General features: G+C 59.0%; 21 protein-coding genes. 8 read left to right on the top strand and 13 right to left on the bottom strand.

Going from position 1 to position 25631, the window contains the following annotated elements:
- Positions 1-210: 210 nt before the first annotated feature.
- Both BCCGELA001_RS28280 and BCCGELA001_RS28275 read right to left on the bottom strand, forming a co-directional pair.
- The gene (locus BCCGELA001_RS28280) at positions 211-2049 is read right to left on the bottom strand and encodes a serine hydrolase (protein WP_008561446.1); all 1839 of its coding nucleotides are present in this window, start codon (positions 2047-2049) and stop codon (positions 211-213) included.
- Positions 2050-3346: 1297 nt separating this feature from the next.
- Positions 3347-3724 (bottom strand): hypothetical protein, encoded by a 378-nt coding sequence (locus tag BCCGELA001_RS28275; protein ID WP_060736823.1) that lies wholly within the window; start codon positions 3722-3724, stop codon positions 3347-3349.
- A 489-nt stretch (positions 3725-4213) separates the two neighbouring features.
- Here BCCGELA001_RS28275 and BCCGELA001_RS28270 point away from each other — a divergent pair, with 489 nt between their 5' ends.
- Complete coding sequence (locus tag BCCGELA001_RS28270; RefSeq protein WP_236840763.1) at positions 4214-4594, top strand: hypothetical protein; 381 nt, start codon at positions 4214-4216, stop codon at positions 4592-4594.
- 1 nt (position 4595) lies between these two features.
- On the opposite strand, the gene BCCGELA001_RS28265 is transcribed toward BCCGELA001_RS28270, so the two are convergent.
- Positions 4596-5249: a hypothetical protein gene (locus BCCGELA001_RS28265; RefSeq protein WP_008561433.1), complete on the bottom strand. Its 654-nt coding sequence runs from the start codon at positions 5247-5249 to the stop codon at positions 4596-4598.
- A 19-nt stretch (positions 5250-5268) separates the two neighbouring features.
- Complete coding sequence (locus BCCGELA001_RS28260; RefSeq protein ID WP_008561431.1) at positions 5269-6006, bottom strand: metallophosphoesterase family protein; 738 nt, start codon at positions 6004-6006, stop codon at positions 5269-5271.
- Positions 6007-6199: 193 nt separating this feature from the next.
- Between BCCGELA001_RS28260 and BCCGELA001_RS28255 the strand changes: the two genes are divergently transcribed.
- A complete protein-coding gene (locus BCCGELA001_RS28255; protein WP_060736822.1) occupies positions 6200-6826 on the top strand; it encodes a transglutaminase-like cysteine peptidase in 627 nt (208 codons plus the stop codon).
- Between the two features lie 11 nt (positions 6827-6837).
- Here BCCGELA001_RS28255 and BCCGELA001_RS28250 read toward each other — a convergent pair whose 3' ends face one another.
- From BCCGELA001_RS28250 to BCCGELA001_RS28240, 3 genes are all read right to left on the bottom strand, one after another.
- On the bottom strand, positions 6838-8109 hold the full coding sequence (locus BCCGELA001_RS28250; protein WP_060736821.1) for a hypothetical protein: 1272 nt from the start codon (positions 8107-8109) through the stop codon (positions 6838-6840).
- A gap of 86 nt (positions 8110-8195) precedes the next feature.
- A complete protein-coding gene (locus tag BCCGELA001_RS28245; protein WP_008561415.1) occupies positions 8196-8471 on the bottom strand; it encodes a hypothetical protein in 276 nt (91 codons plus the stop codon).
- A gap of 75 nt (positions 8472-8546) precedes the next feature.
- Entirely contained in the window at positions 8547-8909 is a 363-nt protein-coding gene (locus BCCGELA001_RS28240; RefSeq protein ID WP_008561413.1) for a hypothetical protein, read from the bottom strand.
- A 488-nt stretch (positions 8910-9397) separates the two neighbouring features.
- Between BCCGELA001_RS28240 and BCCGELA001_RS28235 the strand changes: the two genes are divergently transcribed.
- The 6 genes from BCCGELA001_RS28235 to BCCGELA001_RS28210 all read left to right on the top strand — a co-directional run bounded on the left by BCCGELA001_RS28235 (position 9398) and on the right by BCCGELA001_RS28210 (position 16896).
- The gene (locus BCCGELA001_RS28235) at positions 9398-10600 is read left to right on the top strand and encodes a polysaccharide biosynthesis/export family protein (RefSeq protein ID WP_060736820.1); all 1203 of its coding nucleotides are present in this window, start codon (positions 9398-9400) and stop codon (positions 10598-10600) included.
- A gap of 170 nt (positions 10601-10770) precedes the next feature.
- Positions 10771-11352 (top strand): hypothetical protein, encoded by a 582-nt coding sequence (locus BCCGELA001_RS28230; RefSeq protein WP_060736819.1) that lies wholly within the window; start codon positions 10771-10773, stop codon positions 11350-11352.
- A gap of 64 nt (positions 11353-11416) precedes the next feature.
- A complete protein-coding gene (locus BCCGELA001_RS28225) occupies positions 11417-12865 on the top strand; it encodes an O-antigen ligase family protein (RefSeq protein WP_236840762.1) in 1449 nt (482 codons plus the stop codon).
- A 144-nt stretch (positions 12866-13009) separates the two neighbouring features.
- Positions 13010-13627 carry a hypothetical protein gene (locus BCCGELA001_RS28220; protein ID WP_060736817.1) on the top strand — a complete coding sequence of 206 codons (618 nt, stop codon included), beginning with the start codon at positions 13010-13012 and terminating at the stop codon, positions 13625-13627.
- A 262-nt stretch (positions 13628-13889) separates the two neighbouring features.
- A complete protein-coding gene (locus BCCGELA001_RS28215; protein WP_008561384.1) occupies positions 13890-16139 on the top strand; it encodes a polysaccharide biosynthesis tyrosine autokinase in 2250 nt (749 codons plus the stop codon).
- Between the two features lie 130 nt (positions 16140-16269).
- Positions 16270-16896, top strand: coding sequence for a hypothetical protein (locus BCCGELA001_RS28210; RefSeq protein ID WP_144441511.1), 627 nt, complete (start codon positions 16270-16272; stop codon positions 16894-16896).
- Positions 16897-17325: 429 nt separating this feature from the next.
- On the opposite strand, the gene BCCGELA001_RS28205 is transcribed toward BCCGELA001_RS28210, so the two are convergent.
- The 6 genes from BCCGELA001_RS28205 to BCCGELA001_RS36260 all read right to left on the bottom strand — a co-directional run bounded on the left by BCCGELA001_RS28205 (position 17326) and on the right by BCCGELA001_RS36260 (position 25310).
- On the bottom strand, positions 17326-18381 hold the full coding sequence (locus BCCGELA001_RS28205; protein WP_144441510.1) for a hypothetical protein: 1056 nt from the start codon (positions 18379-18381) through the stop codon (positions 17326-17328).
- A gap of 366 nt (positions 18382-18747) precedes the next feature.
- Complete coding sequence (locus BCCGELA001_RS28200; protein ID WP_083543408.1) at positions 18748-20751, bottom strand: right-handed parallel beta-helix repeat-containing protein; 2004 nt, start codon at positions 20749-20751, stop codon at positions 18748-18750.
- Positions 20752-20829: 78 nt separating this feature from the next.
- Complete coding sequence (locus BCCGELA001_RS28195) at positions 20830-21744, bottom strand: glycosyltransferase family 2 protein (protein WP_008561366.1); 915 nt, start codon at positions 21742-21744, stop codon at positions 20830-20832.
- A gap of 39 nt (positions 21745-21783) precedes the next feature.
- Positions 21784-23112: an oligosaccharide flippase family protein gene (locus tag BCCGELA001_RS28190; protein ID WP_158511641.1), complete on the bottom strand. Its 1329-nt coding sequence runs from the start codon at positions 23110-23112 to the stop codon at positions 21784-21786.
- Between the two features lie 48 nt (positions 23113-23160).
- Positions 23161-23805 (bottom strand): hypothetical protein, encoded by a 645-nt coding sequence (locus tag BCCGELA001_RS37415; RefSeq protein WP_144441509.1) that lies wholly within the window; start codon positions 23803-23805, stop codon positions 23161-23163.
- Between the two features lie 380 nt (positions 23806-24185).
- The gene (locus BCCGELA001_RS36260; RefSeq protein ID WP_144441508.1) at positions 24186-25310 is read right to left on the bottom strand and encodes a glycosyltransferase family 1 protein; all 1125 of its coding nucleotides are present in this window, start codon (positions 25308-25310) and stop codon (positions 24186-24188) included.
- Between the last annotated feature and the right edge of the window lie 321 nt (positions 25311-25631).

Raw genomic sequence — 25631 nt, 5'->3', positions numbered from 1 at the left:
CTCAATCTGCAATTTCAAGACTGGCAGCAACGTCCTCGCCTGTTCGGCTGAGCCGACGCATTCGTGTTCTTTCCATCGCTGAGGAAAGGGTCGTGGATCAGATCCTTAAGTTCTGGCGCAAGCGGTGCAGCGTTTACATTGGCAACTGGATGAGCGTCCGCCAGAATCCTCACCGGCTTGTGGGAACACAGTGAATGATCCGACACCACCTCATATCGCGTCGCCCGCCGGCCAGTCGGTGATGCCGTTCTTGATCGTCCATCCAAGATTGTCGATCGCCGTTCGCATGGCGTTGAGCTGGGCGTCGTTGCGGGTGTTGGCGAGGATCGCCCAGCAGAAGCCGTCGGAGGTCCGGACCAGTTCGCTGATGGTGCCGGCGAAGTCGCCGAGATGCCACCAGTTGCCCGCGCTGTTCACGGCCCAGCCCTTGGCGTAGTTGGCGGCTCCGCCGCCTGCAGCCGGCGCCGTGGTGGCGGTCGCCATGGTGACGACGGTCGTGGACTGGAGCAGGTCCGGCCTCGACGGGAAGCCGTCGAACCGGAGCGCGATGCGCAAGAGGTCGGTCGGGTTGGCGATCCAGCCGCCATGGGCATCCATGCGAGCGACGGGCAGGGCGTAGGGGTTAAACGTTCCCTGCTGGGTGTAGGTGACCTCGTTCGAACGGCGCTGAGCCAGGGTGTCTCCGGCGATGTGCATGTCCGTCACGCCGCAGGGCGCGAGCACCCGCTGTCGCACGAAGTCGGCGTAGCTCAACCCGGACACCTGCTCCAGCACGCGGCCGAGCACGCAATAGCCGAAGTTCAGATAGTCAAAGATCGCACCCGGGTTGTTTGCAAGCGTGAGGCCAAGCATCTGGCCGATCAGATCCGCGTGTGTGGCGCTGGGCTGGCCGAACATCGGGTCCTGCGCGCCGCTCCAGCCGCTGGTGTGCTCGAGCAGATGCTGCACTGTGATTTGCGTGACCCGCTGATCCGGATAGGGCAGTGTCCCGAACTGCGTGCCGAGGATGCCGCCTTGCCCGAAGACCCGATCGGTGAGCGCCAGCAATCCGGCTTCGATCGCCCGGAAGACCGCCATCGAGGTGATCGGTTTTGACACGCTGGCGATACGAAAGAGGTGGCTTGGCAGGACCGGCGTTCCGGCGCTATCCGCGTTGCCAAAGGCGCGTGCGAACATCAACGCGCCGTTGCGGGTCATCGCGATCGAGACACCGGGCACGTTGTGAGCGGTCATGAAGTTCTGCACCGCCTGGCGGATCGTCGTCTCATCGCGATCCGACAGGAAGGGTTTGTGCCAGATCGAGGCGTAGTGAACCGTGCCGCCCTCGGGATACCCGTTTACCTTGACCAGCCGATAGCCGCGATTCACCAGGGCGTTGAATTCCGTCTGATGTTGCGCAGCGTCGATGCCGTGCCGGGCCTGCCAGGTCAGGTCCGGTCCGCGGCTCCAGAGTGCCGCGTAGCGGGTTTGCCCGCCGTCCAGGTAGCCGCTCACCCGGTGCAGGATGAAGCCGTGGGTGGCCCAATGATTGAACTGCTGCTGGTATTCTCCGGCCGTCATGCCGTGGCGTGCCACCCATTCCGGCGTCGTTGTCCGCTCCCATATGGAGGCGAAGCGCACTTGGCCGGCTTCGGTGTAGCCACACAGGTCCACCGGGCGGAAGCCTTCGTTCGGAAGCGTGTCCACCTGGTTCTGCCATTGTGCCGAGGTCAGGCCATGCCGCGCCCTCACTTCCGGCGATGGGATGGCCTGCCAGATGGAGCTGAAGCGTATCCCGCCGGCCGTGTCATGACCGCTCACTGCGATCGGGCGGAATCCCTGGGCGGGCAGGGTCGTGAACAGCTGCTGGTGCGCGGCTGCGTTGATGCCGTGGCGTACCTGGGTTGCGGGTCCCGGTGATTGCTCCCAGACGCCGGAGAACCGTTCGACGCCGTTGGCGCTGCCGCCATTTACGTCGATGGGACGAAAGCCCTGGTTCTTCAGAAGATCGAATGCGCCTTGATAATCAGCGCCCGAGAGGTTGTGACGGGCCTGCCATGCGGTGACCATGTGCGCCTCTTGCTTGCCGATGTTGCGACTGATGCTTCAACAGAGCGACACCTGGCTCAGCGCCTCGTTCGCTCTTCGTGAATGACGTGCAATACGGCCCAAGAGTATGGGTTTTCGGCGAGCGGCGGTGTGAGCTCGCTCACGTTCTGCAAAAAAATGGCGGCGTCATGAGAGTCGCATAGGGCTGTGTTTTCGGCGTAGGGTCTCGACCATGATCGGCGTACGGGTCCCGCCATACGATTCAATGAAATCAACGTCCTGAAGGGGGTCTCGACGCCGCTTTGGATTCAGGCATGTTAATCCGGGAATGCGGATCTGAGGCAGCAACGGATTTGAACATTCCGAGACGCAGGGCAGTCAGCTTCGGCTCCAGACTTATTGCGGACGTCCCGCCAACTGCATGTGAAGACCGCTAGTGACCCATAGCTGACATGCTCCCGTAGCTGCTATTCTTGGCAAGCCGACACTTAGGCGTAGGCAATCGATGCGCGCGATTTTGCATTTGCTGGCTGGGCTGCTCAGCGCCTTGGTCGTGATTGCGGTTGGTGCTTTCAGTCATGACGCTGTGAAGGCTTTGTTCTTTCTGGTTTGGATGCCGGCAACCTGGCTGGTCCGCCTTTCAGACGTGATATGCCCACCGACAGGCGTTAGATGCTTTCTGGGATCAGTCAGCCAAGGCTCGCATCATCTCTGGTTCGGGCTATGTCTAGTTGTTTTCTGGTGGATCGTTATGTGGTTCGCGATATGGCCGCTCTTCCGTTCGCGTCGGCCGTATCCGCCGAAAAATTTGGATTCTGATTCTGGGTCCGTAAGGGATCTTCACGGCAATACCTGCCGAAGGCCGCTTGTGTGACCCCTAACGGACTTCACTGGTCTTGTAAGGCAATCGCGAGAAGATCTATGAATGAGTGACGGAATTCAAGGGATGAAGGTCCGTTGTACTAGACTGCTGAATACACATGGAGAGCCCGTGCGGACGAGCGGGTGGCTGACCATCGGGAAAGAATACCTCGTTCTAGAAGTCCTTGTTGACGAGCAGGCAGGAAGTAAATTTCGGGTCATTAGCGATGACGCTGACTGAAGTGGTCAGACTGATCAAAAGCGAAACCCGCTGAAGTCTCCTTCTGGCCCATCGCGACATTTGGTGCAGTCGCACAAACCCGGTCGGTATCGGAGTGAAGCGGACATCGATGAAGTTTATGAGTGCGCGCCCTAGAACATGCTGCATTGGAGCATGCTGCGCGCAGCGACCAGTTTATCCTGGTCTCATTGCGTTTTGGCCGCGGTTAGGCGTGCTCTAGTGCGGGTTGACTTCGACCTCCAAGGTCGACGTTCCAAAGTCATGTCGGTTCTTGCCTGAGATCAACAGCGTAAACTTATCCGGGCTCGGCGGATGCTTTTCCGCCGAATAGCGAAAGCCGGACCCCACCACCGCCAATTGTCCCCGCGATGGTCCGCTCACGACCGATACGTTGAAGATCTGCATGTACGACCAACGCAGCCCCTGGATGCAGTCGGCTCCAGGAGCGATTGACATGGTCCATTTCACCGTATCGTCCGACAAGGCGAACGGGGTTCGTTCCTTGATGCAGAGGGGGCTGGCCTGCGCCGCGAGGCCGGACATGGCGGAAGCCGCGATGGCAACGCCGAACAGCAATACCAATCTTGCACGCATTCTCGGCAACTCCACGAGCGGACGCCGAAGGTAGCAGCAATGAGCTAACGAGGTCTTAGAACGAAGTTGTTCGTCGTAGCGATCATCTGACCTCAAGCCGCGCGATCATCCGGCGCCTTCCTCCGAACCATGCCATCCTACCCCTGTTTTGCCCGACGGATCAAACCGAGTTTCGGGGATTTGTAACCCATTGATTTGGCTGGCGCCGCCTACTGTGCATGGGGTTGTTTTTTCGAACTTGATTGGAGAGTCTCCGAAGGTTTCGAGGTCAGGAGTCGAATATGTTCGTCCGGCCGTCATCCGCCGCCCCGCCAAACGGCTTGCCCATCGAATCTACCGTCTTGCAGTTGTTGCAATTGGCAACCTCATGGGCTGAACTTGTCGTGGCTCTTGACTGCTGTTGGCCTCATTGGAGTTATCGGAGTGCAATCCGTTCGCCGCAATTCCGTCTCAGATCGCATCCCAGGGTGCGCACCGGTCAGGGTGATCGTGGCCGTTGCCGTAGGCTTTGCCATCTATGTTGCCTGTCCGCTCTCGTGTTTGGCTCAGAGCGCACCGGAGCCCTCGGCGAACGACTATCTTCCACCGGGCGAGCCGGAAGTCTCGCGCGATGAATGGCGGCAGCGCATCGAGGAGGCACGGCGCCGGGCCAAAGAAGCCTCGCGCGAGCGGCGCGCGCATCCGGAGTTCTACAAGCCCGCTCCGGAAGATCCGGACGTCGTCGCAACCGAACGTCTCCTGCGCGACGACAGCCTGCAACGCGGCGACATCGTTACGACCAAGAAGGGGATGTTCGTCTACCAGGGACGATCCGACCAACCGCGCCGCGATCAGGACTTCGTGCCGGTCAACCCGAAATCCGTGCGCTGAGCTAATACCGCCGCAAGATCTCGTTGAATTTGGGATCGGTGACCTTCGTGGTCTCTAGCAGCAGGGACTTGCCTTGCGGATTTGCCTGCACATAGGCGGCGATCAGCAGAGGCTCGTAACGCGAGCGATTGGCCAGTGCCGACCGGATATCGGATTGCGCGAGGAGCTTGATCTCTTCGTCGCTTGCAGCCGCGCTCGAGGTCAGGGTCCGGACGCGCGAGAGCGCGACTTCGATCGGCACCGCGCCGGTCAGGTAAGACATCTTCACCGCAGGCATGACCGCCTCGCCGGCCTGGGCCTGCAGCGTGCCGAGCGTCAGCCATAGCGCGGGCCTGATTGGTGAGACTTTCAAGGCGGTGACGACCGCGCTTTGGGCCGCCTTGTTCTCCCTGGCTTTGCCGGCCGCTTCGGTCGAAGGGCGGTGGAGGACGTCAGCAGCCGTCGCAGCCGCGTAATTCGCCAGCAGCTCGCCATCCCATGACACGGACGCCAAACCACCTGCGGCAGCCAGCTTCGTCTTCTCGGGCGGAATCTCGCCCGAGAACAAATCGCTGGCGCGAAAGTTCGGTCGTATCAGATCGCCATAGAACGCGATGCCGGCGTGAAGCGCCAGCACGATTGCGGTCAAGATGCCGATGACGCGGAGCGGGATCACCGAAGTTCGGCCTAAGCTTTCAAATTGCGAGAAGACTATCGCCTTGGATCGTCAAGAGCGTCAAGTTGCCGGTCGCATATGCACCGGTGTCGATGTTGATGCGGTTCGCCCGGATGTCGGGCGCGCTGACCGGGGTATGACCGTGCACGATATATTTGCCGAAGCGCTCCTCGGAGGCGAGGAATTCCTCGCGGATCCAGAGCAGATCCTCGTCCTTCTGACGATCGAGCGGGAGGCCCGGCTTGACGCCGGCATGGACGAAGAAGAAGTCGCCGCAGGTAAAGGACGAGGGCAATTGCTGGAGGAAGGCGAGGTGCTCCGGCGGCACCGCGCGTCTCAGTCCCTCGATCAGTTCGACCTGCTGCTCCGCGGACGGGTTCATCGTCGGCGTGATGCCGTAAGAGACCAGCGTCAGGAGGCCTCCATAGTGGCGCCACTCCTGCAGGCGGGCGGGGTCCTTGAGGACCTCGAGCAGGAAGACCTCGTGGTTGCCCTTCAGGCAGACCGTCTCGTGCGATTTCGAGCGCGCGATCAAGAGATCAAGAACGGCGCGTGAGTCCGGGCCGCGGTCGACATAGTCGCCGAGAAAGACCTGAATGGCGCGTTGCGGGGCCGAGCGGGCGAGGTCGGCGTCGATCACGGTTAACAGCGATTGAAGCAAATCGGCGCGGCCATGCACGTCGCCGATCGCATAGACGCGAACGCCATCGGGAAGCCGAGGCTTGGTCTTCTTTCGGAAGCGGGAGGAAAGGCCCATCAGGTCGGTCGAATCGTATCCAGCGTCACGAGCGGAACGTCGTGACCGCTCTTAGCAGAACAAGTCATGCATCGGTATTCTTAATTGTTTCCGACCGATGAGCCCGCATTTTGATTAAAGCATTGCGTGACCTTTGAGCCGTATTTCAAGAGGTCTCGCGTAGCGTCTCCCCAACAAGAACGGGGAGCGCGACATGCGCAAAGTAGTAAGGTTCCTGGCGGCCGTGGCTGCGATCGTGGTTGCTGCGGGGGTGCAGCAGAAAGCGGAAGCCGCCTTCGTCGGCGCGCCCATGGGGCTGCGCGGCGCCATCCACTACATCAAGTTCGACCAGCCGACGCTGGCGCCGATGGCGTTCACCGTCTTCTGCCTGAAGTACAAGGACGAGTGCAAACCGCGTCCGCAGCAGATCGTGTTTCGAGGCGGCCGTCTGAAGCTGACGGCCGAGCGCATGGCGCAGATGCAGGAGGTCAACCAGCGGGTCAACACCGCGATCCGCCCCGAAGCCAATCTGGAAGGGCTGCGCGGCGAGAAATGGCTGCTGCACCCGACCAGCGGCGATTGCAACGATTACGCCGTGACAAAACGCCACGATTTGATCGCCAAGGGCTTTCCGGCGCGCTCGGTGCTGCTCAGCGAGGTCGTGACCACCTGGGGTGAGCATCATCTCGTTGTGGTGGTGCGGACCTTCTCCGGCGATCTCGTGCTGGACAATCTCTCCGGCCACATCATGCCGTGGTCGAAGAAGTCCTATCGCTGGGTCCGCATCCAGTCGCCCAAGAACCCGAACTACTGGGCCTCGCTCGGCGATCGCGCGGTCTGATCACCCGCGTTCTATCGTGATCCGGATTGGCTGACGCTCTGCGACAGCCCGAGGCCCACGATCACCGACAGGCACAGGATGGCTGCCGGGCGCAGCAATCCCGGACCTGCGAAGCTCTGGACGAGCGCAAAGAGAACACAGGCGGCGGCCGCTGCGGGAAAGAACGAGTCGCGGCCGCGCCGCAAGGCGCCGAAGAACAGGCGGACCAGGGCGATCAGGCTCACCGCCATCATGGCAGCGAAGCCGATCCATCCCATTCCCGCAAAGACCGCTGTCGCCGCTGAGGGGGCGGTCAAGAGGGCTCCGGCATCGTTCTGATAGATTCTGCCGACCGCAGCAAAAGTCCCGGCGCCGGCGCCGAACCAGCGCGTATCGGCCAGCATGCGCTCGAGCGCGGCCTTGGTCTCGGTCCCCATCTCCGGGACGAGCCGCAGAAGGACCGGTCCGGAATTTTTCTCGAAGAGGAAGGTCAGGACGATGGCCGCGCCGATCAGGGCTGCCACCGACAAGGCGGTCGCGGCCAATGGTGACAGATCCAGTCTGCGGATGACGAGGATCAGCAGGATCAGCACGACGCCGAAGCTTGCTGCGACCGCGCTGTTCGTTCCGGACAGCCCGAAGATCGCGATTGCGCAGGCCAGGGCCCCGACGAGACCGCAAAGACCGATGAAGACGGAGCGAAGGACCGAGTGATGCGTTTCGGCCCGCTCAGCCGCGAGCTGCATGACCGCCAGATTGAGCATGAGGCCGAGGCCGGCCAAGGTCGTCGTGAGGTCAGAGGGCGCGGCTGCAGCAAGCCCCGGCGAGAGCCGATGCAAGTCCAAGACCAAGGCGGCGACCGCCGTTACTCCGCTCAGCACGAAGAGAACCAGCTCGGCACGGCTGCGGTTGCGGACCACCAGGATGGCGACGCCGAGCAATGAGATCGCTGCGAGCACCAACACCAGCGCGTCCACCGTCAAGCCGATATCGGCGGTGATCGGCCCGAGCGAGAAGCCGCCGAGGGAGTCGTGGGCACTGGCCCAGATCGGATGCGCCCAGCTCAGCGGAAGCGGGGCGAGCTGAGCGGCGATGCACAGCGGAATGGCGATGAGGATCCAGCGGCCCCAGGAGGTCGCGCGGACATAGTGCTCGTAGTCGGCCTTGCGCGTGCTCGAGGCGGCCGCCAGCAAGCCTAGCGCTGCGGCCATCGACCCCAGCTGGGCACCGAACTTGGCGCCGGCGATTTCGAGAGCGGAAGCGGAGACGATGGAAACGATGAGGGCAAAATAAGCGAGGGACAAACGGCGCGCTCGATGCGGAATCCTGAAACGAGTCAGGTCACCATACAAGCGGGCGTGTGGTTTTCAAACAGAGGCCTGCGTCGCGATCAGCGGGTGGCCTTGACCGGTCGACCGAAGACGCGGGTGGCGCGTGCGGCGGCAAGGGCAAAGCGCGCCCCCGAACCGAACAGGTAACCGCCCTGGAGAGCGATGGCTGCGAACGCCGCTGCCTTCATGCCTTCAAGGAAGCCGAGGCTGGTCATCATGCTGACCGGCAGCATGGTGAGCACCAGGGCGAATGTTACCGGCAAGAGCACGAACACGCGAAAGCGTTGGCCCAGCACGGCACCTGTGAGAAAGCTGAAAATCAAAAAGGCGGTCATTCGAAACACTCTCCGTGCTCCGGACCCTAGGTTTCCCGCCTAAAAAGACCCTTAAGTCGTATGGCTAAATTTGGCCTATTGGCCGCAATTTGCCAGCAGCGAATGATAGGCCTCCCGCAACCCATTGAGGGCCACCATTCCCTTGATCTCGCTGTCGCCTTCCCTGACCACCACGGACAGGGAGGGCGTCGTCTGCCACTTTCCGGCGGCAAAGGCCGAGACCTCGTCGGGCAAAAGCACAGCGGCGCCCGCGGCCGCCATGCCGGCATCAAAGGTCAAGGTGCCGCCGCCGCTCGCAGCAATGGTCACCTTCGGGCGGCTCCGCGGTGGAAAGGGCCGGATCAGGGCCACCAGCACGTCGACCTTGCCCTTCGGGGCGCAGCGGACGATCAGGCCAGCGAAGTCCGGGTCGGATTGGCTGGTGTCGGCAGTCTTCATGATGGCCGCGAAGCTTTCGCCGTCCTTGGTCCCTTGCGTCCGGGTGAATTTCCAGACGGAGGAAGGGGTGGAGGTCGCCGCCGCAACGATCGGCGCTTCCTGACATGAGAAACCGGTGCTGCCGGTGCAGGGAGAGGCAGGACCCCATGGGCGATCAGCGGCGCCTAGGAGGGAACCTGCCAAAAGCGGGATCAGAAGGAGGCCAGTCACAGGGGTTCCTACTCTTAACGGACCCAGCCTTAGCAGACGACAGCCAGGGCAAGAAGCCTCGCGCTCGACACACTGCGCCCTTGAGTCGGGCGATTTGCTCGCCAACCGGGCACAGGAAATACAACAAATAGTCACAAAGGGTTAAGCTAGGCCCCAAACAGTGGCCCCCACGCAACAGTAGTCCAGCGATCGCACTGTTAACCATCGAGGAACCCTTGTCGCACCCCCCATCCCGCCGTACCAATCGGTGTCAATTGGGGTCTCTCGGGGCGCGATTCATGCATTCCTATGCCAAGTCATATTTACTCAAGCCAGCATTTCTGGCCGCCGCGTTGGCGCTCGGAGCCTGCTCGACCAATCCAGGTTCGGGTCCGCTGACGGACGACGTTAACAACAAGATCCAGACCGAAAACGCGCCGGCCTACGAGCTGGTGCCGCTCAATCCGGCGACCGTGAAGATCCTGCACACCCACGAGCCCAAGGGGCTCGCCGGCGTGTTCACCGATCGCCGTCCGCCCGCCAGCATCGTGTTCGGCATCGGCGACGTCGTCAGCGTCACCATCTTCGAAGCTGCAGCAGGTGGTCTGTTCATCCCGGCGGAAGCCGGCGTCCGTCCGGGTAACTTCGTGACCATCCCGGACCAGGCGGTCGACAATGACGGCTTCATCACGGTGCCCTATGCCGGCCAAGTCAAAGCCGCGGGCCTGACTGCGGTTCAGATCCAGCGCTCGATCATCGAAAAGATCGGCAACCGCGCCATCGAGCCGCAGGCGGTCGTTGCGATGTCCTCGCAGCGTACCCAGCTCATCAGCGTGCTCGGCGAAGTCAATTCGCCGGCGCGTTATCCCGCAAGCGCGGCGGGCGCGAAGGATCGCGTGCTCGATGCGATCACGCGCGCTGGCGGCATCAAGGGCCAGGGCTTCGAGACCTGGGTCATGCTGGAGCGTGGCGGACGGCGGGCCACCGTGCCGTTCGAAAATCTCGTGATGGCGCCCGAGAACAACGTCTATGTGCGCCCCGACGACAGCATCTATGTCTATCGCGAGCAGCAGAAGTTCCTGGCGTTCGGCGCCAGCGGCCAGAGCGGCGAGTTCAACTTCGACGCCTGGCGCATCAACCTCGGCGAAGCTGTCGGCAAGGCCGGTGGTCTCCTCGACGGTCAGGCCGATCCCGCTGCCGTGTATCTCTACCGCCGCGAGCCGCGCGACGTCGCGGCCCAGCTCGGCATCGACGTGAGCAAGTACACCTCCGACACGATCCCGGTCATCTTCAACGTGAACTTCCGCGATCCGGGCGGCTTCTTCCTTGCGACCAAGGTCATGATGAAGAACCAGGACATCATCTACGTCTCGAACTCGCGCAACGTCGAAGTCGCCAAGTTCCTGAACTACCTCCGTGTGATCATGGCAACCGGCAACGATGCGGTGAATCTGTCGAACAACGCGCTGATCTTCCGCAACAACGTCAAGCTGGCGCCGTAAGGCACGACTTGATCGACCAAAGACGATGGCACCGGGGCTTTGTCCCGGTGCCATTTTCGTTTAGCAATCGAAGCGGTTCTGTTGGGGCTACGAGTTCGGGATCTGGATCAAGGCGCCGCTGAGCACGGCGCGCCGGTCATCGGTCACCCCGCTCTGTTGCAAGGGGCTTCATGCGCTTTCGAGCATACTGGCGTCTTCTGGCCCTCGTCCCTTTCGCCGTCGCGCTGGCGCCGGCCGGGACAGCTCTCGGCGCTCCCGCAGAGCTGGGCGTCCGCCATCGCATCGACGTGATGATCTCCGCCGAGCCTGACGCTCCGATCCTGTCGCGCCTCAAGGGAGCCAAGGCCGAGCTCGCCTTCACGGTCCGCCTGTCGGCGAACTCCAAGGAGAGCAAGTTCTTCGGGATGCTGCGTCCGTCTTTCCCTGATATCGTCGTCCCCGATGACCCGGGCAAACCGCTGGTGCAACAGACCAAGCTCTGGGAAGAGGATGTCTGCCATCAGCGCCGCGGCCTGCCGAAGGTCACCGTGACCCAGCTCAGCGGGCATTTTGCGGACGGCGAGGGGCGGATCGAGATTTCCGCCATCAACCGGCATATCGGCCTTCTGGTCCCGCCCGACGAATTGACCCCCGGAATAAAACTCGGTCCGGGAAGTGATAGCTTTGGGGTATTCTATGCGTTCCGGGCGCAGACCCGGAACAGCCGCCTCAACGTGGATCTGAAGATCTATCCGATCGATTGCTTCCTCTAAGCTCGAGCAAGCTCGCAAAACGCCGATGCGCCTTTGGCCTCCCACAATCCGCTGGTCGTGGAGCTTGCCCGCGGCCTTCATCCTGCTCTTCGTCGCCGCCGGCGCGCCGTTCCCGTTCGGCTCGACCAATGATCTGTCGATCGCGTTCTGGTGCCTGTGTCTCGGGATCGCGGTGATCTTCGCGCCGACGCGCGATCTGCGCACGCCGCATCTGTGGCTGCTCGCCGGCATCGGCGTCATCGTCGCCGCTTACGGCTTCGTGCTGCATGAGCAGCTCTCCGACCATCCTTGGGTGGCGCCGTTTCAGCCGATCTGGAAGCAGGCCTCGGACCTGCTCGGCGTGCCAATCGCCCCGTCGGCATCGATCGTCAAGAACGAGGCGTTCTTCGCACTCGGCGCGCCGCTCGCCAACATCCTCGCCATCGTGCTCGGCATCACCGTCGGTGCCGATCGGATGCGCGCGCGCCGGCTCTTGTGGGTGATCGCGATCTCGGGCGCGGCCTACGCGCTCTACGGCGTCGCCTCGTTCCTGATCGAGCCGACCATGATCCTATGGCGGGACAAGACGGCCTATCTCGGCAGCGTCACCGGCACCTTCATCAACCGCAACACGGCGGCGGCCTATTTCGGCTCGGCTGCGGTGATCTGGATGCTGCTGATCCTGGAGGACGTCCGCCGCCGCCTGCCCGAGCGGCACATCGAATGGTGGCGCCTGTCGCTCGATCTGCGCACGATCCCGCCGAGAGAGATCCTGCCGCAGCTCGGCTGCCTGCTGATCTGCCTGATGGCGATGTTCATGACGACCTCGCGCGCCGGCGTCGGCCTGTCGCTGCTCGCGATGATCGTCGCCTTCACGCTGTTCCTGCGCAAGGACCTGCCACCGCGCACCGGCATCTGGATCTCGCTCGGCGCGGGCGCAGCCGTCGCGCTCGGCCTGTTGCAACTGCTCGGCGGCCGCGTCTCCAGCCGCTTTGATAGCCAGGGCCTCGTCGACGAGGGCCGCATCGAGGCCTGGAAATCGACGCTGCGGATCATCGCAGACAACCCCTGGTTCGGCACCGGCATGGGCACCTTCCAATGGGCCTTCCCGCCGTATCGCAGTCCCAACATCTCGATTCGCGGCGTCTGGGATGCCGCGCATTCGACGCCGCTGGAGCTTGCCTCCGAGGTAGGCATTCCCATGGCGCTGCTGGTGGCGCTCGGCTGGGCCATCATGCTGCTCGTGCTGGCCAGGGGCGTGTTCGGCCGGCGGCGCGATGTCATCATCCCGCTGGCGGCTGCGGCCACGGCGACGCTGTCGCTGCTGCATTCGTGCCTGGACTTCACGCTCCAGGTGCCCGGCTACAGCATTCCGTTCTTTGCGCTTTTCGGCGCGGGCCTGGCGCAATCCTTCTCGAGCCGGGAGGCCCGGAAGGCCGCTGAGGCCAGCGCCACCAGCCGGCGAGGCGAGGGGCTCACCGCAACCGCTGGCGCGGCCCCGCGCGCGCTGCCCGAGCTTCATAAAAGTGTCTAGATATGAAGCAGTTGCGCTGTTTACGAAGTCTTTAGAATAAGTGGACAGCCCCAGCCGCTTCCGCTAGGTTCCTGCAACCAGCACAGCCGTTTGCCCAGGCCGACCACGCAATTCGGGGCAGCTGATTTTTTGGAGGTTGATTTAATGAGCGTTATCAGAATCGCGCTTCGCATGGCCGCCGCCGCAGCGCTTGCCGCGACGATCACGACGGCCGCCAGCGCCGCGATTTACCCGCCGCAGCGCCAGCTGCCGGCCACCGTCATTTCCGAGTTCAAGGCCGCCCCCAACAGCCTGTTGCAGCAATATCCGACCGGCGGCCCGCAGCTGATCTCGCGCGTGCGCGACCTCGGCGCCTCCGATCCGACCACGCTGCCGGGCCTGATCGCGCTGTTGAAGGATCGCGCGACGACTCCGGACCAGATGCGCGCGATCGTCGGCGGCCTCGCCCAGGTCGCCCGCATGGCCGCGACGAGCGACCCGGCCTTCGCCACTGAGATCCAGGCCGCGATCGCCAACACCGGCAATGCCGACGTGATCGCCGCCTACCAGGCCGCGACCGGCGACGTCCAGATCGCCGCGACCGGCGGCGGCGCGGGCGGCGGCGGTTCCGGCGCCGGCGGCCCGACCGGCACCGGCGGCTTTGCCACCGGCGGCGGCAGCAGCGGCATCGTCGTGTTCGGCAACAACACCACCGCCAACAACCCGACCGGCATCGGCAGCGGTTCCGTCGGTGGCACCACCAACAGCGTCAGCCCGCGCTGAGCCGGCTGGCCTCGCGGGCCCTTCACACGATCAATGCAGCGGCGCCAGCGGGCGCCGCTTTGCTTTTGCGCCGTTAAGCTTCCCACAAGAAGGTGCGCAAGCCGCGCGGTGCGCTGCGCCAACCGCGTTCAATTGCAGGCAGGATTGTGCTAGTGTTGCGCGCAGCGCGGGCTTTGGCATCGGGTTTGCTCCGGACGCGAGCGGGCAGTGGGCGAACGTCCAATTCTCATAGATACATCGATCCATTTTCAGGAATTGCTGGATGTTGCAGGTGAATAAGCCGACCTCGGAGATCAACCGTGATTTCACCGAGGCCGACGGCTCTCCGTCGCAGACGCTGACCTCCTACCTCGACATTATCAGGCGCCAGTTCCCGACCATGGTCGCGATCGTCTCGGCCTGCGTGATCCTGGCGCTGCTCTATCTCTTCACCGCCGCGCCACTGTTCACCTCCACCGCCTCGATGGTGATCGACACCCGCAAGGTGCAGCTGTTCCAGCAGCAATCCGTGCTCGGCGACATCTCTATCGATTCCGCGACGGTGGAGACCCAGGTCGAAATTCTAAAATCCGAGAACATTAGCCTGGCCGTGATCCGCGACCAGCACCTGATCGATGATCCCGAATTCACCGGCGCGGGCGGCGGTCTGCTTGGGACCGTGATCGGCGCCATTTCCAGCCTATTCTCCGACGGAAAAGCTCTGTCCGAATTCGAGTTAACCCGCAAGGCGCTTGAGCGGTTCGAGAGGAACCGCACGATTAAGCGCCTCGGCCTCACCTATGTGATGGAGATCGGATTCACTTCGAAAGACCCAGCCAAGGCCGCGCGCATCGCCAACGCGATCGCCGACGCCTATATCGTCGACTCGCTCGAAGCCAAGTACCAAGCCACTCGCCGCGCCAGCGTCTGGCTGCAGGACCGCATCAAGGAGCTGCGCACCCAGGCCTCTGCTGCACAGAAGGCGGTGGTGGATTTCAAGACCGCCAACAACATCGTCGATACTGGCGGTCGGCTGATGAATGAGCAGCAGCTCGCCGAGGTGAACAGCCAGCTCATCATGGCGCATGCGGCCACGGCCGAGGCCAAGGCGCGGCTTGACCGCATGAATGACATTCTCAAGCAAGATATTCCTGACGCAAACGTCGCAGATGCGCTCAAGAACGAAACAATCGTCAAGCTGCGTGCGCAATATGTCGACTTGGCCTCCAAGGAGTCAATTTGGTCAACTAAGTATGGTCACGATCACTTGGCGGCTCTCAACCTGCGCAATCAAATGGCAGAAATTAAGAGGAACATCACAGCAGAACTCAAACGTATCCAGGAGTCCTACAAGAGTGACTACGACATCGCGGTGACGCGCGAAGAAGCCATAAAGTCGAGTCTCGCCAACGTGGTCTCGGAATCGCAGCTTACCAATCAGGCGCAGGTGCAGCTACGCGAACTCGAGAGCAACGCCCAGTCCTATCAGGCGATGTATGACAACTTCCTACAGCGCTACATGGAAAGTGTGCAGCAGCAGTCTTTCCCGATCACCGAAGCGCGCGTTATCAGCGCGGCTACGACGCCGCTTCTGAAGAGCCATCCGAAAACGATGATCATTTTGGCAGCGGCGCTGCTAGGCGGGTTGATGCTTAGTTTCGGGGCCGCAATGGCTCGGGAATTGTCGGATAACGTCTTCCGGACTACAGGCCAAGTGGAGGAAGTGCTCGGCGCAAACTGTATTGCTATTCTGCCGGCGCTCGGCGCCCCCTCAACGGGATTCGGCGCAAGACGCGCAAAAAGTGAGAACGCTCCGCAGCCCGATCTATTGCGTTACGTTGTCAACAATCCGCTCTCGCGCTTCTCCGAGGCTGTCCGCTCGCTAAAGGTAGCGGTGGATCTTAACTCGATCGTGCGTGAGAACCGGGTGCTGGCAGCGACTTCGACCCTGCCTAACGAGGGCAAAAGCACACTCTCGACCAACCTTGCTCAGTTGATGGCGCATGGCGGTGCGCGAGTGATTTTGGTCGACGCCGACTTACGCAATCCCTCCCTGTCGCGTGCCTTGGTGCCGGACGCAAAGATCGGCTTGGTCGACGTCGTTGCGCAGAAGGTCAAGCTTGAAGACGCCGTGGTGATCGATCCTGACACTAAGCTATCGATCTTGCCGGCCGGAATCACCTCGAAGCTGCTGCACACCAACGAGATTCTGGCCTCGAAAGCGATGCACGCGCTGGTTACCCAATTGCGGTCGAGATTCGACTACGTGGTGCTGGATATGCCGCCGATGGCACCGGTCGTCGATGTACGAGTCACAACGTCCTATGTCGACTCTTACGTGTTCGTTGTGGAGTGGGGCAAAACCAAGACGGATGTCGTCCAGCATAACCTCCGTAACGCGATCGAGATCCAGGACAAGCTGCTCGGAGTGGTGCTGAATAAGGCCGATACTAAGGTACTAGCGCGTTATGAGTCCTACCACGGTCGCTACTATTACCAGAAATACTACGCACGCTATGGGTATGTCGAATAGCGGTCAGGCCGCAGTGTCGATGCCGAGCTTATTGTTGCCGCTTCTGGGCTTTGCGGGCGTGCTCTGGTCGTCTTCCGTGTTACCCCTATTCTGGTGGATAGCGCCAGCCCGGGAAGTGCCGGCGCGGATTTTGATCGATGACCGCTTTAAGCGCGGCGCACTTGAGGAGATTCTCGCGCAGCTTGAGTCCCCGCCAGCGTCTTTTGTGCAGCATCCGGACGTCGAGCGTGCAAAGGCGCTCGTTGGTCTACGCGCCAGCGACGAGGCCATGATGCGCCGCGGCCCAGAGAAGGCCGATCACCAATTCGATGGTGTAGAGAGCAAGGTGCGATCAACCCTAGTCCTGAATCCGGCGGACTCTTTCCTTTGGCTAATGCTGTACTCCGTCACAACGACCCGCAACGGATTCGATACAGTAAACATAGGCTTTTTGGCTCAGTCTTATTCAACTGGCCCGCTTGAAAGCTGGATCGCGTTACAACGAAACAGGGTAGCGCTAGCCGTCTTCGCAATGCTTGACGAGGCGATGCAGCAGCGGAGTGTCTCCGAGTTCGTGGCCCTCGTCGACAGCAGGTTCATTGCCGAGGCCTCAGGGAATCTAACGGGCGTGGGATGGGCTTGGCGCGAGCGTCTATTGGCTGGTTTAGGAGAGACGGACATCGTCTCTCGCGAAGCCCTTGCTAAGAGACTGGCGAGAGATGGCGTAATGGTCAGCATACCTGGCGTCGAACTAGATGAAAGGTGGTGGCGACGATGAGCAACAGTTGCTTGGGCATGCTGGTGAGGTCTTCCCTAGCCGCCCTCTTTCTTTGCCTGCAGCCGTTACATCCAGTTCTTGGGCAGTCTGCGGGTCAATCCAGGTTCGCATTGCAGGGGCCCGCCGAGCAAGTTGGGGCACCGGTCATTCGAGATGCGTTAGGTCGTCCGTGTCTTGACGTTGAAGCCGCGACGCGCGCCCATAGCGTAAATCGAGTACTCTACGATCACATCGTGAGCATTAAGAATCGATGTGCCAAGCTGATCAAAGTAAAGATTTGCTATTTCAATTCCGACAATTGCAAGAACGTGGACGTGGGTAACTATCAACGCGAGGATGTGATTCTGGGAACGATGCCAAAAGTTAACTCATTTCGCTATTCGATTTTTCAGAAATGATTGCGCGGCCGCCCTCACAAAAGGCTTTGTCTTAAGCGGTTGGAATCGTCTTGATGGATGGCGGAGTACTCGGCGTCGAGTAGCGATCTAACCGACTCGACTGCATCCTTCTTGCATCGGGTCCTCCGCTCGGGACCCGGAGCGCTGACCAAGAGAAGAAGATCATCAGAAAGGCCGGCTCGACCGCAATGGGTTGGGAGAAAAAGACGGCAACGACGGCAGGTAGACATCCAGGAATCCATAGGCGCATATTCCGGCAAGTCACCAGATAAAGGGTAATGACACAAACAAAATAGAAGACGCCGTAGACCCTCAGTTGACTGAGAAGCGAGATGCCTTCGGCAGAAGCGAGATTTCCCCAGCCGAAACCGTCGCCGAACCAAAGATTCTCGACATTGAAGGCCTCGCTGATCAAGATGTATCGTTCTGCAAATGACCCGGATTGGGAACTAATCTTGGCTTCAAGGCCAATGTACTCAATCGTATACAAGGCCGGCCAAATGAAAATGCCAACAGCCAGAATGGTAAGGAAAGCCGCGAGCGGTCGGAAATGGAAGCGATAGAGAATGAGCATCGCGCCAGTGAAGAAAGACAGCGTCCCTATCGTTGAGAACGAAAGCAACGACGCGACAAGCGGGATTATAACGAAGATACCTCTCCAACCTCTCAGAAACGCATAAGTGGCAGCCCAACACGCGAATGGTGGAAATATCCCGGGTTCTCGAAATATTCCCGACAAGCGAGGCATTGAGCCGAACCAGCCCGATATCTCATTAGCCACTACGGTGAACGGGAAGGCGATGTTTCCGAAATCGGCTCGGTAGGTGGCTAGATCGATTTTAAAGAGAACCAATGACGTGACCGGCCAACCCGCGGCTAAGAGGGAGAATGTAGCAATCAGGCTCGCTGCACTTGCAATAACCGTGAAGGCGAAAGTGTCGAAAAACAACGTAGTGATGCTTCGTATTGACATAACAACAAGAAGCACCATTAGAAACGCTACAGAGATCAAAAATGCCTTCGGACTGTCCTCTGAGTGAAAATATAAAGAGAATGCGGAGCGAACGAACACATAGCAGACGATCAATACGAAAATTCCCAGTTGGGTCGCCAGCTGTGGCTCTAGATCGACTCTGAGCCGACCGCGCTCCGCACGAAAGACAAGCGCAGTAAGAAGGAATAGGATTGCGCAGCAAACTTGAAATGAGTACGTGCCGCCAATGGCAGTTGGGCGCAAATTTGCGATCGCCAAGGAGAGAGCGATAACGACGAATTTCGTGCCACGGTCCGGCCGGTCCTTGCTAGCCTCCGAGGGACGCCGGGTTTTAGTGCCTGATCTTGAGAGCGTCTGTCGCATCTTCTATGAAGGTTCGAACTCGTTTGACTTTAACCGATGAGCGCTTTGATAGTTAATGCCATACGGGCAGGAGAGGGAATGGCAACCTTACAATCGTCAATTGGCCTTTGCACGAAATGGCAGAGAGGCGATGTTCGAAATGGTGGCTGCGATGTTTCTCCTAGTCTCCTCTATTCCGCTACTTACTGAAGGCTCTGTCGATAAAGATGCGGGGAAACGTTCGACGTCGACATGAACAGTTGTCGACTCCGACTCCACAATGTAACGGGCGGCAGCATCGGTATATCGAACAACCGGGACCTTGTCGGAAAAGTTGTGGACCAAGCGATTACCGATGGGGGCTCCCGGACTGTCGGTAAGGATTGTCGAGAAGCCCGAATATTTCTTCGCTAGCGCATTTGAGCGCTGCAATCCGACCTGCAGGCTTTTCCAAAGCAAGCCGCCTGGCGCGACCATGTTCGCCTGCCAGCCTAGTCCGCGCGCGTCAACCCGAATGAGGCTGCTACGACTATGCAGGCCAAGATTGCCCTCGACCAAGTTGTCGCGTCCTCCACCGATTAGAATTGCTTCGTCGACGTTGACGAAAACGTTGTTGGTAACGGTTGTTCCAGAGAGCTGGTCGTCAAGATAGATACCGCGGATCAGCGCTGAGCCAATCCTGTTTGTGATATCATACAAGAAGTTCGAAGCAATCACATTGCCCTGGTAGGTCCAGTTCCTTCCGCCATAAATGGCGCCAGCATCCTCACTGTCGAGCACGACGTCGTGCAGGACGTTGCCCAAGATCCGATGGTCATTGCCGAAGAAAATGATACCTGAGTGCGGAGCCTGGAAAATTTCGTTGCTGCTGACGGTGACACCCACGCCGGCTATGCGAACGCCTGGTTGATAGCTCGGAAGCACCACGCCAAAGTGCGATATCCGACAATTTTCGATTACATGGCCGGAAGGCGTCAGTGTATTCAGATCTCCGCCGCTAATAGAAATGCCGCCGTACCCAGTGTCGTCGATGACGCAACGCTCGACTCTATTGTCGATCCCGCCGTCGATCAAAAGACCAAACGTGCCGCTTTGTCCGACGTAACATTCGCGGAATACAAGTCGCCTGGATCCCTCTGCGACGATAGTCGATCCTATAGATTTCTCGAAAGCAATGTTCTCGAATGTAATGTTTTCTGCCTTCGTGATCCTGATGAGTGTGTCGACCACCGGTATCGACGGTGTGTCCTTCGCTTCGTTGGACGATGCGACGACATAAATGCGAGCGTCAGCCTTATCGATATAAAATTTGCCGGGAGCGTCAAGGCCTGCGGCGACGTTGACGAGCGCGAACCGCGCTGATGCCCGGACTGGTGCTGCCGGCTTTGCGAGGATCAAATGTGTGCTGTTGAGTGATCGAACCGGCGAAAACTCGTACCACCAATTCCACCCCCAGTATCCGGCGACCCACACGTCGCGTTCGTCAGCGAGGTGTGCTGGAGCGTTCATCAGAGCGACGGAGACGGTGCCGTCAGTGCCGAAGGGCTCAATTCTCGGGTGTTGCTCGTAACCACTGGTGGGCCAACGGGCTGGGTTCATCCGGCGATCGCCCTGGAAGACAAACAAGCGACCCGGTCGAACAGGATTGAAACTGCTATGAGAAGCGAAAGCCGGGAGCGCGACAGCCGCTGCCTTTCCGAGCCCGTAAGCTCGAATCTGGGTTCGGGTCTCCGAAGGCACGCGATCGATCACTTTTGGATCGGGGTCGCTGGCCTCGAGCACTGCGCCCCCCGATATTCTTGTTCCTTCTCCCAATGCACCGCGAAAGATCATATCCCCTGCTTTTGTACCGGAGTCGCGCTGGTCAAGCGTTATGGTTCGATCAAGGAATATCTTTGGGGGGAGTTGCACAACGATTGTTGCTTCTGGATTGGCGCTTCGATAGGCGCGAGCTTGCCCTAGCGCTTCCTGAAAAGATGAAAAATCTCCGCCCCTCATTTGAATGAGGTGCTCGGCCGCGCGAGCCTCGGACACTAAGACAGTAGTTGCGAGCATCACAAACCTCGCGTGCCCCCCGAATGCTTTCGCGATGGATCGGAGAGAAGGGCGTTCGATTGTCATTTGTGCGTCCCGAATTTTGTACCGCTCCTGCGTGCCCGTAGACTGCAGCCGGTGTGGGCACGGTGGGTCGAGGCGAGATCAATGTAGCGTAAGCCCCGTTAATCGCGTCAGAGTGTCACGAATTTCGCTCGGTGTTCTGTGTCCTCGTATCGCTCGGCTTAGCTCTTCGAGTTTGGCACCAACCAGAAAGCGGTACCAGAAGCCCTGCAATACATGATAGATGGCACCCTCCTTTCCGTCGAGAAAACCCAACCTGAAGACGAAACGGTAGAGAAAGTAAGCGAGCGCGCTGAGCTGAAATGGGACTCGATTGTAAAACTTTTCTTTTACGAATCGCTTGACAGCGGCTTGATGCGAACTTGCTTCGATCGAAAGAGAGTCGTCGCGTTTCATGAAGCCTAGGCGCTGATTAAGCGCATCGATCGCTTCGCGGGTCGCGTATTTGTTGTGCTTGTCGGTAAAGAAGCTGAGGTTGTTGAGATTGCAATCAGCGAAGCCACCTTCGAAGGTTACTGTCCTGCCTCCATGGATGATCATGTGCTCGTCCATCCATCGGTCTTCTATGCGTCCATAGCCTCGGCGCCAAAGCCGCAAAAGAACGAGGGTTCCCCGCCCGCCGTGCTTAATTGTACGATTCATGAAAATGAGCTTGCGCTTTAGATTAATCCCAACAACTTCCCTAGGAAGGGTTGGCAGTTTCTCCACTATTTCGGTCGCCAGATCAGCCTCCACGATCTCGTCCGCGTCGAGTCTCATAACCCAGTCCGATGTAATAGGTGCGTTCTCCAGCGCCCATTGAAATTGCTTGGCATAGTTCACGAACGGATGTTCTATTACGACTGCACCGTACACCTCGGCAATCTCTCGCGTTCGATCCTTCGAGCCGGAGTCGATCACGAAGATTTCTTTTGCGATCCCAACTACGCCTTCAAGAGCGCGTGCGAGATGTAGCTCTTCGTTATAAGCTAGGATAATGATAGCGAGATTAACCATGGATATTCTGTGCTCTCAAAGCCTCGATGACGGGGTCTGTTAAGGCTTCGTCGATCTCTCACTCATCGAAATTGGAGGGTTCAGGCGAATTAGTAAGGTTCGCCATGCTGCTACTGGTCCGGGAAGCCGCCTTACCTGCTGATCCCGACAATTCATCACTATGATGACAAGGGCGCCAATCGCTTGGGCGAGTGCTGCTGCGCAACCGACCCCAATCGCTCCAAAAGTCCATCCCAGTACAAGGCCCGTAGAGCCACACGTGGCTGTGATCAGCGAGTTACCAAGGATGTTCCATCTCAGTTGACCGACACCTATTCCCATGAAGTACGCTGGCACCGATAGCAGGTTTGCAAGCCAGCCGAATGCGAGCAGCGCCACGAAAAGAATAAATAGCTCGTTGATGTTCCCAATGAGGGCTAGGCTCGCCAATGGAGAGGCAAGGGTAAGAAGTGCAAACGCGGGAATACCTAGAGTCATGGTGACGCCCATCGAAGAGGTGTACAGCCCAGCGACGCGATCAGGTGCGTTTACTTTTGCTGAAGCAAATGCCGGGACCAAGCTTTGGATCGGCGAAATGACTATTGCTCGAGTTTGGAAGACAAGACGATTTGCTACTTCGAAGAGGCCTGCCGCCTCCAGTCCTCCAAACATCGACATCAAGAACTTGCTGATCGGGTCGTACAGGAAGACAATAAGGCCAGCTGCCTGTAGTTGAGATCCGAATCGAACCAATTCTTTAAAAGAATGCCAATTCCAGCGATGCGGAACCAGAACTCCCACTGTCTTGTATAGAATATACTTGGCGATAATCAGATTCGTGATGATGCAAAAGCAACTCTGCAGAATTTGTGCTTGTGCAAGTCCGGCCAGTCCGAATTGCGGGATCAGCACAACAGAGGACATTGCCTGGATCAAAAGCCCGCCAATGATTACCGCGCTTTTGAGATCGGAACGATGTAGTCCTACGAGGGTGGAATTGGTCGTTGCGGCAATGTTGCCGAGCACAAAGGACGCCAACGCGTACGGAAGCAGGCCCTGAGCTTCCAAGGCCGCTGCTGGCGTTCGAATGGCCAGTGGGATGCCTTGCTTCGCCGGAAGGTAGAAGGCAAGAGCAAGCAAGACGTACAGCGCTAAATTCGTGAGAATCGCCGTATCGATGTAGTCGCGAGCGGTCGATTTTCGTTCTTCCTCACGGGCCGTCGCGATGAAGCGAACGAGGCCGGATGCTGTGCCCGCGTCGGCAAGCCGCATTAGTGAGGTAGTTGCCAAAACCAGCGACCAGATACCTAAAGCTTCAAGGCCCAGCTTGATCACGACTATGCGGTAAAGGAGAAATAGGATTGCGGTCGAGCAGAGTGTCTCGGCCACGGACCATATTCCGTTGCGCTTCAGGTGAAATTGCATCGCGATCGCGCGTCAGGTGCTCAGAGGTTGGCCGGCAAATGCCGACTTCAGCGTTCGCAGGCTAACCTCTCGGATGTCGTCGACGGTTGAAGTTTGCCGTTGAACAGGCAATTCGCGTTCGAGCAGGATTTGAGCTGCTGTTCGGAAGTCTTCGAAAGGCAGTTCAATACTGCAGTGGCGGATCGACCGCGATAATGCTGCAAGGTAAGATCCTTCGCGAACAATCGTTGGAACGCCCAACTGAAACGCTCGTCCGAAGATGCCGGACGCCTGATCATAGGCCGGCGAATAGCAGCTCCAAACCGCATTGGCTAATTCGTAGAGGGCAAAAAATTCGAACGGCTCAATGTACCTGTCTATTAGGTGGCCTCCCGCGGCCCGAAACTTGGCGGCAGCCTCGCCACTGCCAATCGAGGTCTTTCCACCGACGACGAAGAGGTATCTAGAACGGATAGCTTCACTTCCGCACCAGACCCTACTCAAGAAGTCGAAGCCCTTCTCGTAATTCTGAGTTCCAAGAGCCAGTATGATGTGACGTCCGGCCGCGCGGTCCCGTATGTCGCTAGTTAGGCTGGTTTCCCCTGATTGAGGTCTTTCTATCACCGACAGGTCCCACATCTGCGGATCGTAGATCCAGCCGCTGGCGACCATTGACATTCGTGGATCAACGGAGAACGGCAGTATTGTAAGTATCTTTGTCCGCGGCAGTCTCGACACGATTCGTAGGAACCAGTGCTTCATGGTGTGTCGAGCAGTCTTGCGCTCGATCGCTTCCCTAGGTCTGAAAAGGAGGGCTACTGTCCGGCGATGACCAAACACCGTTTGCGCAAGTGCTCTAAGGAGCAGCCCGTAGCTGCCCTCGATCATCGGGATAAGCACGCAATCGCAATCTCCAAACGAGGGATTTGCAATTGCGGTCGTCTTAACGCGCGTTGAAACGAGAGGGAGCGCGCTAACGAACAAGTCTGTGTACTCGCGCCGATGACCTCCGTCTCCGTCTTCAACTATGCAAACGGTTAACGCACCAATCTCGTTTTTCAGCATTCTTGTCTTACCGTAGGAGTCGAGCCAACGATTGTGTCGTTGGACTGGCCAAAGACCCGATCCAATGCCCCTTCGATGGCTCGCTTCTGCGCATGAGGATTCCACCGAGCCTGGATTACCTTCATGCAGTCCGATCGAACAGTTGCTCGATCGCGGCCAGCGCTGAGCCATTTGTCGATGACCTCGGCGAGATCTTGCGCACTGTCTCTTCTGAAAAAGGCGCCGGTTTTCCCGGGTTCGATAGTTTCAACCTCCGGCATTTGTGAATCGAGGTCTCCGTGTGTGATCACGGGTGTGCCGTAGGTTAGGCTTTGAATAGCAGTCAGCCCCACTTTGCCGGGCGATACGGTAAGGTCTGATTGGTACGTAGCTTCGCCAAGGATTTCTTCATTGTAGCATGCGCCGTAGAAAAAGACGTTGAGCTTGTGATCAGACGCTAGCTTTTCGAGAGCCGATCTTTCCGGCCCATCTCCGATTAGGAGTACATTGAAAGGAGATCCTCGTTCTGCGCATAGTCTCGCAGCGTTCATCAGCAGATCGAATCGACACGCGGACGTCAGACGGGCCGAACAAATAATCAAAGGAAGGGAAGGGTTTGGGAAAAGGCGTCTGAAACTCGTGGTCCTCTTATCTGGATCAGTAAGGATTCCTGAGAGCACCGCCTGACCTTTGTCCCAATCGAGCGAGTTCCCAATTGGGATGATATTCTTCCCAGTGTATCCTTCAGCTTGAGCAACCGCTATCGCTCTGGTCGCGTATGTCAGAACAGCATCTGCCTGGCTATAGAAGAGACTTCTAATTTTTCGTCTAAGTAGCGGTTCATGCTTCAGCCACCCGTGCGCCCAGAATATTGTTTTTTTTCGCATCAACTTGGCAACGACGATCATCGCCCAAGCGGCTGGCATGTATGGATGCGCATGCACTATTAAGCCCTTGATACGAGGGTCGAGAACGGCGCGCCAATATCCGCTTAGTCTCCAGATCTTGCCGAAGGTCCGGAATCGCAGAGGGTAAACGGAAATGTGTTCGTTGCCGGTGAAAACTTTGATGCCTTCATGTTCTTCGTGGGATCCGTAGAAATTAAACGAATAGCGATCGCTGCTAGCTAGCGCTCGCATGATCGGTTCGCGGTAGTGAGGAAAGTAGTGGTAGATGACTGCTATCCCGGTTCTCAAAACTTAACTCCATTCAAGCTGATCTTCGCGACAAAGACGAAGTCAACCCATAAGAGTTCGCCGTCGTTTAAAGAGTGGTCTGACGTCAAGGCACGACGAGTCGGATTTGTCATCGCTCAGCCGATTTGCTTCGAATCGTTGCACGAATGTCAGGCTCGATGGCAGTACCAACAACCTCACTACGATAACGCACGAACCTGGCTGGATTGCCTACGTATATGCCCCAAGGATTGAGGTCCCTCATTGCGACCGCCCGTGCACCGA

It is taken from the genome of Bradyrhizobium sp. CCGE-LA001, from assembly GCF_000296215.2.
Classification (GTDB): domain Bacteria; phylum Pseudomonadota; class Alphaproteobacteria; order Rhizobiales; family Xanthobacteraceae; genus Bradyrhizobium.
The sequence above is the reverse complement of the archived record's forward strand: the minus strand, read 5'-3'. Positions and strand labels throughout refer to the sequence as shown.